The organism is Streptomyces sp. NPDC054863, from assembly GCF_053610825.1.
The window spans coordinates 1-12,451 of the sequence record NZ_JBSGZD010000237.1 but is presented as its reverse complement, the minus strand read 5'-3'; the positions used below and the strand labels follow the sequence as shown (position 1 = coordinate 12,451).

Below are 12,451 nucleotides of genomic sequence, written 5' to 3'. Positions count from 1 at the left end.
GCCCGGAACAGGTGGCCCTCCAGGGGTCGGTGCGGCTGACCTCCGTCACCATCCCGGCGCGCGAGATGGCACGTCACGCCGTCGACCGTCTCGTCGCCAAGATCGAGGGGCGGACCGACCACGAAGTGCTCCTGCTGAAACCGGAGTTGATCGTACGGGCGAGCAGCGGCCCGGCTCCCGCCGGGGAGTGACCGGCTCCGCGGCGCTCGTGCCCGTGCAGGACCGAGTGCCCGTGCAGGACCGAGAGCCTGCGCAGGACCGAGGGCCCGTGCAGAGTCGAGAGCCCGGGGCCGAGGAGGCCGAGTCCGGCACCGAGGCCTTTCGGTGCCGGACTCCTGTGCTTCGGCTCCCTTGCGTACAGGGTCGATTCGGGCCTCCGGCGGAGGATCAGCCGGAGAAGGTGACGCGCGCCAGTCGCACCGGCCCGCGCAGCGTGAGGCGGACCTCGTGCACCCCGGCCGGCACGACGGCGGGGGTCTTCGGCGTGGCGTAGTCGTAGGGTCCGGCCGTGCCCGGGGAAAGGGTGAGCGTCGCCAGTGCAGGACCGTCCCCCAGCGAGAGTTCGACCGTGCCCTCGCCCGCGGCTTCCACCGAGAATCCGGCGGCTCCCGTGGCGAAGTCGCAGTCACGGAAGACCAGTTCGCCCGCCAGGCCGGACACAGGGGTGACGGAGTCGCCCCATGTCTTCGTGCGGTCCACGATCTCCGTGCCGCGCTGGTCGTCGAAGTCCGCCGCGTCCAGGCCGCCCGTCAGCACCGGCCGGGGGACGGACGGCTCGCCGTCGAGGTCGACGGTCCCAGACAGCCGGACGTCCTCGCTGGACGCCCCGACCAGGATCTCGTGGGCGCCCGGTGCCACCCGGAGGCGCCCCTGCGCCACGTCCCAGAACGCGAAGTCCTTCACCGGCACCTCGAAGGAGATCTCCGCGACCTCACCGGGAGCCAGGGTCACCCGCCGGTGGGCGAGCAGTTGCCTGCGGGGACGCGGCACCGACGGGTCCACGGCCCGGGTGTAGAGCTGGGCGACCTCGTCCGCGGTGACCACTGAGGCGTTGGCGACCGTGAAGGACACGTGCAGCGTCCCGTCCTCGACGCGCATCGTGAGGCCGTCGTAGGAGAAGGACGCGTACGACAGGCCGTGGCCGAACGGGAAGAGGGGCGTGCCCTCGAAGTAGAGGTACGTCTGGCGGCTGCCGATCACGTCGTAGTCGAGGAGGTCGGGCAGGTCGGAGTCGGCCGCGTACCAGGTCTGCGGGAGGCGGCCGGCGGGGGAGACGTCACCGGCCAGGGTCCTGGCCAGGGCCGTGCCGGCCGCCTGGCCGCCGTGGGCGGTCCACAGCATCGCGGGGAGGTCCGCGTGCTGGACCGCGTACGGGTAGGCCGACACCAGTGCCAGCACCGTGTTCGGGTTGGCCGCGCGGGCCGCGCGCAGCAGGCGCTCCTGGTGGGCAGGCAGGGCCAGGGTCGTACGGTCCTCGGTCTCGCGGCCGTTGATGTACGGATCGTTGCCCGCGACCACCACGACGGCGTCCGCGTCCGATGCGGCCCTGCGCACCGCGTCCTCGCCGCTCTCGACGACGACGATCTCGAAGACTTCTCCGTCCTCGTCGGCAACCTTCAGGCCGTCGGCGGCAACAGAGAGGAGACGACCTGTCCCCAGGTGCCGGAGGAGGTGACCGTTTCCATGCGGTTCCAGGCGGAACGTCTCCTGGACGACCCAGCCTCCGGGCTGGTCGGCGGAGGCCCGGACACGGCCGTCCTCGGCCACGGAGAGGTAGCGGCCGTCGGGGGCGCGCAGGGTCAGCACGCCCTCGCCCCAGTCGACGAGGGAGAGTTCGGTGCCCCTCGCGCCGGTGGTGAGCGGCGGCAGGTCGGTGCGGCCGACGAGCAGGGCCGGGTCGATGGCACCCTCGGCGCCGCGCACCTCGTCGCCGGCGTCCGCGTCCGCGTCGGGGACGTACAGGAACGTTCCGGCCGAGGTCTTCAGCAGGACCCGGTCCACGCCCTCCGCGGACCGGACGTGCTCCCGGCCGAACCGTTCGGACAGACCGTCCAGCGGTGTGCTGCGGTGCATGAGGGTGCCGCTGTACCAGTCGAGCTTGCACTCGTCGGCGAGCAGGCCGACCACCGCGAGCTTTCTGCCGGGCGCCAGGGGCAGCAGGCCTTCGTCGTTCTTGAGCAGGACGACCGCCTGCTCGGCCGCCTCCTGGGCGAGGGCCCGGTGGGCCGGGGTGTCGAAGTCCGCGGTGTGCGCGTGCGGATCCTGCGCCGGGTCGAACTCGCCCAGACGGAAGCGGACCGAGAGCTGGCGGCGGACCGCCGCGTCGATGTCCGGCTCGGTCAGCAGGCCCTGCTCCAGGGCGCCGCGGACCCGTGCGGCGATCTTCGAGCCGTCGGTGCCGTGGTCGGTGAAGCTGTCGACGCCGGCCTGCAGCGCTGCGGCCGTCGCCTCCTCGTGGGTGTCGAAGTAGTGCTCGGAATCGACCAGGTTGGAGGGCGCGGTCGCGTCCGAGCAGACCAGCAGCTCCTCGTCGGTCCAGGTGCGCAGATGTTCCCGCAGATACGGCGAGACGTGGTTCGGGCGGCCGTTGACCAGGTTGTACGCGGGCATCACACCCGCCACGGCGCCCGCCTCGACCGTTTCGCGGAAGGCGCGCAGGTCGTACTCGTGCAGGACGCGCGGGCGGACCGAGGAGGAGGTGACGTCGCGGCCCGTCTCGTTGTTGTGGGCCAGCCAGTGCTTGAGGACGGGGGCGGTGCGCCAGTACGTGGGGTGCTCGCCGCGCAGGCCGCGCGTGTAGGCGGTGGCGATGACGGAGGTGAGCTTCGGGTCCTCCGCATAGCCCTCCTCGTTGCGCCCCCACAACGGGTGGCGCAGCAGGTTGACGGTCGGGGCCCAGACGTTCAGCCCCACGCGGTCGTCACGGGCGCTCATCGCCCGGACCTCCTTGGACACCGCCTCGCCGACCCGTCGTACGAGATCCGGGTTCCAGGTCGCGCCCAGACCCACCGCCTGTGGGAAGACGGTGGCCGGGCCCATCCACGCCACCCCGTGCAGGGCCTCCTGACCGGTACGGAAGGCGGCGAGGCCGAGCCGCTGGACGGCGGGCGTGAACTGGTGCAGGAATCCGATCTTCTCGTCGAGGGTGAGCCGCGACAGGAGGTCGTCGACGCGCTTCGCGGCAGGCAGCAGCGGATCGCGGAAAGGCAGTGGTGTGTGCGTCGTAGGTGCGGACACGTGGGATCCCCTTGTGCTGGAGCAGTGTTTACATGCGAAGCGCTTCGATGCTCGTCAGAGACCAGGGTGAGTGTCAAGGGATCGGCCTCGATGTATGGGTCGCAGCGAAGGGACAGGCTCCCTGACCGCCCCTGAGGAATCTTGGGAACGACTCTTGTGTGCCTATGGGTGTTCACTTAACCTCGCAGCAACATCGAAGCGCTTCGACTATGCATGACGGCGCATTGGTGGGATGTCCGCTTCGATTCAGCTCGGCCAGTTCCAGTCACGACACCGCAGCCGACGGCCATGCCGCCGGGTGTTCAGGTGTGCCATGAAGGGTTGACGCAATGACGCCGAATGTCGCCTCCTCCGGACCGAGCCGCAGGAGCATCCTTGCCTCCACGGCGCTCGCCACCGCAGCGGTGGCCGGAGGGATACCGCTGCTCACCGCCTGCGGCGGCGGTTCGGAGAACAAGAACCGAGAGGGCTCCACATCCGGCAAGGACGCGGGCAAGCTGATCCCGGCCCACGTCCCCAGTGCGGTCGCCAGGCCCGACATCCCGTCGAAGAACGGATCGGCGGACGGTTACACCGGCAAGGTCGACCTCGCCGCCCTCGCCGTCTCGGTCCCTGACAAGCTCGGCACCGGCGCTCCCCTCAAGGTCATGTCCCCGCTCTGGGGCACCCCGCCGAAGGGAGACTGCGCGTACTACACGGCGGTCGACGCGGCGGCGGGCACCAAGGTCGTCTGGCAGAACCAGAACGGCATGACCTACGGCGACAAGGTGGGCGCCGTCCTCGCCTCCAGCTCCCTGCCCGACGTGATGGTCGTGGCCGACTGGATGCTGGTCGGCAAGATCGCGAACGCGGTCACCTCGAAGTTCCTGGACCTCGGCCCCCACCTGGCGGGCGACAAGGTCAAGAAGTATCCGAACCTGGCCGCGATCCCGTCCGACTCCTGGCGCATGAGCATCTTCGGCGGCGCGCTGCGCGGCATTCCGATGCCCGCCGCCCCCGCCAACTTCATCGTGCCCTACTACCGCAAGGACGTCTTCGACAAGAAGGGCTGGTCCGTCCCCACGTCGGGCGACGAGTTCATGACCTGGGCCAAGGAGGCCACCAGCGCCAAGGCCAAGGTGTGGGCCTGCGGCGACATGAGCTGGATCACGGGGTACATGTTCGGCCTTCCCACCAAGTGGAACGTCGACGCCGACGGCAAGCTGCGGTACGAGAAGGAGCGGCCCGAGTACCTCGAATCCCTGGAGTGGTGCCGCAAGCTCTTCGCCGCCGGCGTGGTCCACCCCGACGACCGGGCCCGCACCGGCGACGTCAACCAGCGCTTCACCGCCGGACAGGTCATGGCCATGACCAACGACATGTCCACCTGGTACCAGAGGACCGCCGAACAGGCCAAGACCAGCCCGGACTTCAGGATCGAGGGCATGGACCTCTTCGCCGTCGGCGGCGGCAACCCGACGCTGTACGCGTCCACGCCCGCCGGTTACTGGTCGCTGATCCGCAAGGACGCCCCCAAGGAGGTCGTGGAGAACGCGCTGGCCGCCGCCAACTTCGCGGCTGCGCCCTACGGCACCAAGGAGCGGATGCTCGTCGACTACGGCGCCGAGGGCACCCACTACACGGTCAAGGACGGCGTGCCGGTCAAGACGGACAAGGGCAACGCCGAGCTGATCAACGCCTGGCCGATGCTGTCCGCCCCGGCCGCCTTCTACGCCCACCCCGACTTCCCCGACGTCGCCCGCAAGCAGGTCGAGTGGCAGCAGCGGATGGGCGCCTTCACGAAGAAGACGTCGATCTACGGCATGAACATCGTCGAGCCGAGCCGCTACGCCAACCTGAACAGCCAGTGGGAGCAGCTCCAGATCGACTTCGTACGGGGCAACAAGAAGATGTCCGACGTGCAGGCCGCCATCTCCAGCTGGCGCACCTCCGGCGGCGACAAGCTGCGCGACTGGTACAAGGAGCTCATCGACAAGAACGGCAGCGGCAACTGATGTCCGTCACAGTCGGAAGCAGGCCCGACGGGACTCGTCCTCCCGCGGCCGTCGAGGAGCCGGTCGCCGCGATCGCCGCCGCGGGGACGAAGGTGCGGGGGTCGCGCGGGAAGAACAAGGGCAGCAAGGCCGGCAGGGTCCCGTTCCGGATCCGGCTGCGCCGCGACCGTACGCTCATCCTGATGACGTTGCCCGTCATCTTGCTGCTGGTGGTCTTCAACTACGTACCGCTGCTCGGCAATGTCGTCGCCTTCCAGGAGTACGACCCGTACGTCTCCAGCAACGGCATCACGGCGATCTTCGAGAGCCCCTGGGTCGGCCTGGAACAGTTCTCGAAGATGTTCGAGGACCCGCTGTTCTGGGAGGCCACCGAGAACACCCTCGTCCTGTTCATCCTCCAACTGGTGCTGTTCTTCCCGGTACCCATCGTCCTCGCGCTGGTCATCAACAGCGTGATCCGGCCCCGGGTGCGGGCCGTGGCGCAGGCCATCATGTACCTGCCGCACTTCTTCTCGTGGGTCCTCGTCATCACCGTCTTCCAGCAGATCTTCGGCGGCGCGGGCATCATCGCCCAGGCCTTCCAGGACTTCGGGTGGGGCGGCTTCGACCTGATGACCCACTCGGAGCTGTTCAAGTACCTGGTCACCGCGCAGGCCGTGTGGAAGGACGCCGGCTGGGGGATCATCGTCTTCCTCGCCGCACTGTCCGCCGTCAGCACCGACCTGTACGAGGCGGCTGCCATGGACGGCGCGGGGCGCCGGCGCCGCATGTGGCACGTGACGCTGCCCGCGCTGCGCCCGGTGATCGCGCTGCTGCTGGTCCTGCGCGTGGGCGACGCGCTCAGCGTCGGATTCGAGCAGTACCTGCTCCAGCGGGACGCGGTCGGCGCGGGGGTCAGCGAAGTCCTCGACACCTACGTCTGGAACGTGGGCATCCAGAACGGCGACTTCAGTTACGCCGCCGCGGTCGGACTGGCCAAGGGAATCATCGGAATCGCGCTCGTCCTGGGCGCGAACAAGTTCGCGCACCTGCTGGGCGAGCAGGGGGTGTACAAGAAATGAGCCTCAACACGCAGCTCGTCCGCAGCCTCAAGGCTCCCGCCCGCCCCGTGTGGGAGGAACCGCCCAGCAGGACCGGACTCACCGCCAAGAGCGGATTCCTGCTGCTGTGCTGTCTGGGGGTGATCGGTCCGCTGTGGATCGTGATCATCACCAGTCTCTCCCCCCGGTCCGTGATCGACCAGGCCGGTGGCCTCGTGGTGATCCCCCGGGGCATCACCTTCATCAACTACACCGAACTGCTCGGCGGTGGACAGGTCAGCCGGGCCATCCTGGTCTCCGTCGGCGTCACGCTCTTCGGCACCCTGTTCTCGATGGCGGTGTCCGTCCTCGGGGCGTACGGGCTGTCGCGACCGGGGAGCCTGGGGCACCGGGTCTTCCTGATGACCATGCTGGCGACCATGTTCTTCGGCGCCGGGCTCATCCCGACGTACCTGCTGGTGCAGTCCCTGGGACTCACCGACAGCTATCTGTCGCTGATCCTGCCCAGCGCGGTCAGCATCTTCAACATCCTCGTCCTGCGTGCCTTCTTCATGGGGATCTCCCCCGAACTCACCGAGTCCGCCCGCATCGACGGGGCCGGTGACCTGCGCATCCTGGTGACCATCATCCTGCCGCTGTCGCGGGCGGTGGTGGCCGTCATCTCCCTGTTCTACGCGGTCGGCTACTGGAGTGCCTGGTTCAACGCCTCCATCTACCTCAACGACCAGGAGATGATGCCGCTGCAGAACGTGCTCATCCAACTGGTCCAGAAGGCCACCGAGGCACCGAGCGGGCTCCAGCAGGCGGTCCGCACCGGCGAACTCTCCGGCCTGGGGCTCCAGATGGCCGTCATGGTCCTCGCACTGATCCCCGTCGCGGTCGCCTCGCCCTTCGTCCAGCGGCACTTCAAGAAGGGGATGCTCACCGGAGCCATCAAGGGCTGAGCCCACGACTTCTTCCGGCGACGCGGAGCCGATCGACCTCGTCGCCGGAGAGGACCACGCCCTCATCAGCATGGGGGCGCGGCAGCACCTCGCACTTCCCCCCACCCGTGGAAGGGACACCATGGAAACAAGCGCGATACGCAAGGTCGGACTGGCCGTTCTGGCACCGGTACTGGCTCTCGGAGCCACCGTCGGCCCGGCCGCCGCCCCCGCTTCGGCGGCGGTCTGGAACACCTGCGACACATGGGGCAGCACCAGCCTGGACGGCTACAAGCTCTACAACAACGTCTGGGGTTCGGGAGTCGGCAGCCAGTGTGCCTGGGCCAACTCCGGGACCGGCTGGGGCGTCTGGGCCGACCACCCCAACACCGGTGGCATCAAGTCGTACCCCAACTCGACGAAGGCGATCAACAAGACGATCGACTCCCTGGGCCGGCTCACGAGTGACTACAACGTCAGCGTCCCGTCCTCGGGTGCGTACAACACCTCGTACGACATCTGGGACACGGACCACCAGTACGAGATCATGCTCTGGGTCAACCACCACGGGGCCGTCGGCCCGATCGGCACCTGGCAGGCCGACGTCACGCTCGGCGGCCACAGCTGGAAGGTCTACAAGGGCACCAACGGGTCGAACCAGGTGTTCTCGTTCCTGCGCACGTCCGACTCGTACTCCGGCACCGTGGACGTCAAGCCGGTCCTCCACTGGATCGCGTACACCAAGGGCTGGATGCCCGGCAGCGAGACCATCGGTGACGTCCAGTTCGGCTACGAGGTCACCTCGTCGGCCGGCGGGCTCAACTTCACCACCAACCACCTGACCGTCAGCGGAGGCTGACGGAGCATCAGGGCCGGGTCGCATCCCCCTTCGGGGCGCGGCCCGGCCCTCGGCGCGTGGTGGCCCGCCCGCGGTCAGTGCCGGGCGAACTGGACCCCGGTGGCCTGCACGACGTCAGGTCGTACCGCCATGGGGGAGACGGTCAGCCGTTCGCCGTGGATGTCGGTGAGTCTGATCGCGCCGCCGCAGCCGTTGCCGTCCGCAGCGATGAAGTAGTTGAAGGCCGTACGGGACAGCTTCCGCCAGCCGCTCGCGGTACGTACCTCAAGACCGGCCACGGGGTTGCGGTGGCCGATCGCCTGGAGGGCGCACCAGTGGGGGCTGGAGCCGGTCTTGTACCGGATGGAGACCTTCTCGGAGGTAGCGGGGCTCAGCACGCTCCAGGTGATGGGGATCCGGCCGACCTTGAGGTCGGCGAGCTGGGCGAACGCCTGCTGGCTGAGGTCGATCTGGCCCGGTGCGCAGGGCAGGGGGCACTCGTTGGTTATCCGTACGGTGATGGACTTCCCGTTGGCGGCCCGGACGAGTACGTGGGAGCCGCACGCCTTGGACGTCTCGTAGTCCGTGGTGTTCATGGCCGCGACCATGAGGTCCGCGCTCGGGCCGAACAGGCAGGCGCCGTTTCCGTCCCCGGCCTCGTAGGCGGTGGCGACGCCCCGGTGGGTGGGGGAATCGAGCCGTCCCGCCTTCGGCTTCGCGGGAGCGGCGGACTTCTTCCTGGGCGGCCGGGTCGCGGTGGGCGACGGCCGTGGCGAGGGGGTGGTGGGGGCGGCCGTCGGGGTCGGGGAGACCGGCGTACTGCTCGTGGCGGACGCGGACGTGGGAGCGGTGGCCGGTGCCTGGGCGGTGGCGAGGGACACGGCTGCGGCGGGCCTCGGGGCGTCGCTCCGGCCGGGGGACGACACCGCGACCAGGGTGGCGAGAAGGCCCGCGACGATCACCGCCGACGCGGCGTACAGCATGAGGTGCCGCCTGCTTCTGCGCTGCCGTGCGGCCTGCCTCGGTGTGTTCATTTCCTGTCCGTTCCTGCCTCAGGGGGATGGGCCCCGCACGAAGAACCGGCGGGGCCCACGGGATCAGATGCTCAGCGCTTGCTCAGTGCTTGTTCAGCGGCGCTCAGCAGGTGTTCAGCAGATCGAATTGGTCTGCTTGAGCAGGCTCAGCCGCCACGGCAGCAGGTCGTAGTCGCCGCCCGCCTTGGGGTCCTGACCCTGGTACAGGTACTGCAGGTTGCAGGACGGGACGGTCAGCGTCTGGTCGTTGCTCGCGCGGATCAGCTCGCCGTGACTGATGTCCTTGGTCCAGGCGCCTGCGGGGAACGTCACGTTGTTCGACTTGGCGAAGGGGTTGCCCTCGGTCGCGGCCAGGGGCGACCACGATCCGGCGAGGCTGCCGGTGGTCCAGGAGCGGAAGTAGCGCCGGCCGTCCGAGCCGATGGCCTCGACGAGCAGCAGGTACTGGTTCTTGCCCTGCACCTTGTAGACGTTGCTCGCTTCGAACATGGCGAACTTGGAGTCCTTCGCCGCGATGACGGTGTTGCCGAACCCCTTCGGGAACTGGCCGACGGTCGTCTGCGAGCGGTACAGGTGACCGTTGTCGTCGGAGGAGAACAGGTAGCAGTTGGCGGCGTCGCAGATCACCCACATGTCGACCCAATTGCCCTTGCCCATGTTCTGCTTGATGATGTCGGGCATCGCCGGGTAGAAGTGGCGCGGGGCGCTCCACCCGTGGGGGTTGCTGATGTCGGGGTTGGTGGAGTACGAGGCGTTGCCGGTCTGGTAGACGAGGTACCACAGGCGCTGCTGCGTGTGGTAGAAGACCTGCGGGGCGGCCCGGTACCCGGCGCCGATCGCGGTGCGGTCGAGGTAGTGGTGGGTGGCCTCCCCGGCCTGGGACCAGTCCTTGAAGTTCAGGTACACCAGGTTGTACCCGGACTTGCTCGCGGTGCTGGCGAACACGTGGTACTTGCCGTCGTGCCGGACGACCGTCGGGTCCTTGAGCGCGGCGACCTTGTGGGCCGCGTCCGGCTTGGGGCCGATCAGCGGTCCGCTGGAAGTCCAGCGGAAGGAGGACGGCAGCGCACCGGCCGACTTGCCGCCGCCCAGCGCGGTGAGCGTCGCAGGATAGGCGGGCTTCTGTTTGCCCCTGCCGTCGAACAGCAGCGGGCTCTCCTTGACGCGCCAGGAGTCGCTGTCGCGGATGCCCCAGGCGGTGATGCCGGTGCAGCGGGCCACGGACATGCAGGCCTTCACCGACGTCGCGTAGCCGGCAGGCGGGGCCTGTGCGATGTCCAGTTCGGTGATCTGGACGTCCACGCCGAGGGCGGCGAAGTTCGCCAGCGTCGTACGGTAGTTGGCGGGCGGGCCCTCGGCGCCGAAGTGGGACTGGAAGCCGACGCAGTCGATGGGCACCCCGCGCGCCTTGAAGTCGCGCACCATGCGGTAGACGCCCTGGGTCTTGGCGTCGGTCCAGTTGTCGGTGTTGTAGTCGTTGTAACAGAGCTTGGCCTGGGGGTCGGCGGCCCGTGCCGTGCGGAAGGCCTGCTCGATGAAGCCGTCGCCCAGCACCTTCTGGAACACCGAGGGACGGAGCTTTCCGCCGGGGCCGTCCTCGAACGCCTCGTTGACGACGTCCCAGGCGTAGACCTTGCCCTTGTAGCGGTTCACCACCGTGGAGATGTGGTTGTTCATCGCACCGCGCAGGGTGTTCGCGTCCTTGATGGAGGCGACCCAGTCGGGCAGTTGGGAGTGCCACACCAGGGTGTGTCCGCGCAGGCGCTGCTTGCGGGCCGCCGCCTGGCTCGCGATCCGGTCGGCGGGGCCGAAGGTGAACGTGCCTCGGGCGGGCTCGGTCGCGTCCCGCTTCATCTCGTTCTCGGCCGTGACCGAGGTGAACTCGCGGTTCAGGATCGTGGAGTACGTGCTGTCCCCGAGCCTTCCGGCGGCCACCGCGGTCCCGAAGTACCGCCCGGACCGGGCGGCTTGCGCGCCGAGTGTGGCGGCCCGGCCGGTCTCGGGCGCGGGGACCGGTGCGCCACGGGGCACGGCGGGCCTGGCCGCGGCCTCGTCGGGTACGGCGCTCGCGGCGACGGGTATCGGCGCCGCTGCCGCGTGGGGCTCGGCGTCCTCGCCGAAGGTGCCGAAGGCGCCGCCGTAGGCGAGGAGTCCGGCGGTGCCCAGCGCCAGCGGCACACCCACGGCAAGGTGAACCTTGCGACGGCGGTGCTTCGAGGCTTGCTGCTTGCTCATTGCTCGTCCGTTTCTGGAAGGTGGGGGGCACCGGCCGCGGAGAACGGAGCCGGTGTTGCCTTCCAGTTGCCGCCGGAGCGCAGGAGGTTGCCGTTTGGTTGAGACATTTTTCAACTACTGCTGCTGCGCGGCCCCACGCTGGTGCAGCCACTTCAGCTGGGCCGCCGTGTTGTGGCCGTGGCCGCCGCCGTGGTCGGCGAAGGGCCAGACGGTCATGGTCCGGTCCGCTCCCGCGTAGTGGTGGAAGGCGGCGTACACCGTGGCGGGCGGGCAGACCGGGTCCATGAGGCCGACGCTGAACAGGACCGGGGCGCTCGCACGGGTGGCGAAGTGGGCGCCGTCGAAGTAGTCGAGCGTCTCGAAGGCCTGCTCGACGCGGTGCGGACTGTGCCGGCGGAGGTACTCGACGATCTCCTGGTACGGGCCCTCCAGGCTGGTCCGCGTCGCCTCGCGGAAGTGGCACAGGAACGGGACGTCGACCATCGCCGCCACCACCTTCTCCGAGGCGAGGGCGGCGACCGCCAGGGTCAGGCCGCCGCCCTGGCTGCCGCCCGCCACGACGACCCGGTTGCTGTCCACCCCCGGGAGTTCGGCGACCGCGTCCACGGCGCGCACGCAGTCCGTCATGAGGCGGCGGTAGTAGTAGTGGTCGGGTGAGTCGATGCCGCGGGTCATGAAGCCCCCGGACCACTGGGTGCCGTCGCCCTCGCCCCGGTCCGGGGTGGCGTGGCCCTGGCCGCGGCTGTCGACGACGAGCTGTGCGTAACCGGCCGCCGACCACACCAGGTGGTCGTGCGGCAGCCCGCGGCCACCGCTGTATCCGGCGTAGGAGACGACGACCGGCAGCGGCCCTGCGGCGCCGCGCGGGCACAGCAGCCAGGCGGCCACGGGCTCGCCGTTCCAGCCGGGGAAGCGCACGTCGTACACCTCGACGGTGCTCAGCAGGTACTGGTCGGTGACCAGTTCGGCCCGCACCGCTCCGCCGTGTGCGCGGGCTTCGTCCAGGGTCTTCTGCCAGAAGGCGTCGAAGTCCTCCGGTACGGACAACTCCGGTCGGTGCGTGCGGAATTCGTCGGGGGTGTGGTCGGGCGGGGGCATGGCGGTCCTCGGGGAGTTCGAAGGCGTGATGTGAAGGCGTGAAGGGAGAGAG

At 69.3% G+C, this 12,451-nt stretch carries 9 protein-coding genes; 5 read left to right on the top strand and 4 right to left on the bottom strand.

Annotated features, from left to right (window positions below; genetic code table 11):
• Positions 1 to 191 (top strand): substrate-binding domain-containing protein (locus ACWGIG_RS29795; protein ID WP_453324789.1); only part of this gene is annotated, 191 nt, incomplete at its 5' end.
• A 196-nt stretch (positions 192 to 387) separates the two neighbouring features.
• Here ACWGIG_RS29795 and ACWGIG_RS29790 read toward each other — a convergent pair.
• Positions 388 to 3,237, bottom strand: coding sequence for a glycoside hydrolase family 3 C-terminal domain-containing protein (locus ACWGIG_RS29790; protein WP_453324788.1), 2,850 nt, complete (start codon positions 3,235 to 3,237; stop codon positions 388 to 390).
• Between the two features lie 329 nt (positions 3,238 to 3,566).
• Between ACWGIG_RS29790 and ACWGIG_RS29785 the strand changes: the two genes are divergently transcribed.
• The 4 genes from ACWGIG_RS29785 (at position 3,567) to ACWGIG_RS29770 (ending at position 8,053) form a co-directional block, all read left to right on the top strand.
• Entirely contained in the window at positions 3,567 to 5,231 is a 1,665-nt protein-coding gene (locus ACWGIG_RS29785; protein WP_453324787.1) for a Tat pathway signal sequence domain protein, read from the top strand.
• Positions 5,231 to 6,292: an ABC transporter permease gene (locus ACWGIG_RS29780; RefSeq protein ID WP_453324786.1), complete on the top strand. Its 1,062-nt coding sequence runs from the start codon at positions 5,231 to 5,233 to the stop codon at positions 6,290 to 6,292. Before ACWGIG_RS29785 ends, ACWGIG_RS29780 begins: the two co-directional genes overlap by 1 nt.
• Positions 6,289 to 7,215 (top strand): carbohydrate ABC transporter permease, encoded by a 927-nt coding sequence (locus ACWGIG_RS29775; RefSeq protein ID WP_453324785.1) that lies wholly within the window; start codon positions 6,289 to 6,291, stop codon positions 7,213 to 7,215. Before ACWGIG_RS29780 ends, ACWGIG_RS29775 begins: the two co-directional genes overlap by 4 nt.
• A 121-nt stretch (positions 7,216 to 7,336) precedes the next feature.
• Positions 7,337 to 8,053, top strand: a complete 717-nt coding sequence (locus tag ACWGIG_RS29770) for a glycoside hydrolase family 12 protein (protein ID WP_453324784.1) — start codon at positions 7,337 to 7,339, stop codon at positions 8,051 to 8,053.
• 74 nt (positions 8,054 to 8,127) lie between these two features.
• Here ACWGIG_RS29770 and ACWGIG_RS29765 read toward each other — a convergent pair whose 3' ends face one another.
• The 3 genes from ACWGIG_RS29765 to ACWGIG_RS29755 form a co-directional block, all read right to left on the bottom strand.
• Positions 8,128 to 9,066 carry an expansin EXLX1 family cellulose-binding protein gene (locus ACWGIG_RS29765; protein ID WP_453324783.1) on the bottom strand — a complete coding sequence of 313 codons (939 nt, stop codon included), beginning with the start codon at positions 9,064 to 9,066 and terminating at the stop codon, positions 8,128 to 8,130.
• A 114-nt stretch (positions 9,067 to 9,180) separates the two neighbouring features.
• Complete coding sequence (locus ACWGIG_RS29760; RefSeq protein WP_453324782.1) at positions 9,181 to 11,301, bottom strand: non-reducing end alpha-L-arabinofuranosidase family hydrolase; 2,121 nt, start codon at positions 11,299 to 11,301, stop codon at positions 9,181 to 9,183.
• 114 nt (positions 11,302 to 11,415) lie between these two features.
• Positions 11,416 to 12,399, bottom strand: a complete 984-nt coding sequence (locus ACWGIG_RS29755) for an acetylxylan esterase (protein WP_453324781.1) — start codon at positions 12,397 to 12,399, stop codon at positions 11,416 to 11,418.
• Positions 12,400 to 12,451: the final 52 nt, after the last annotated feature.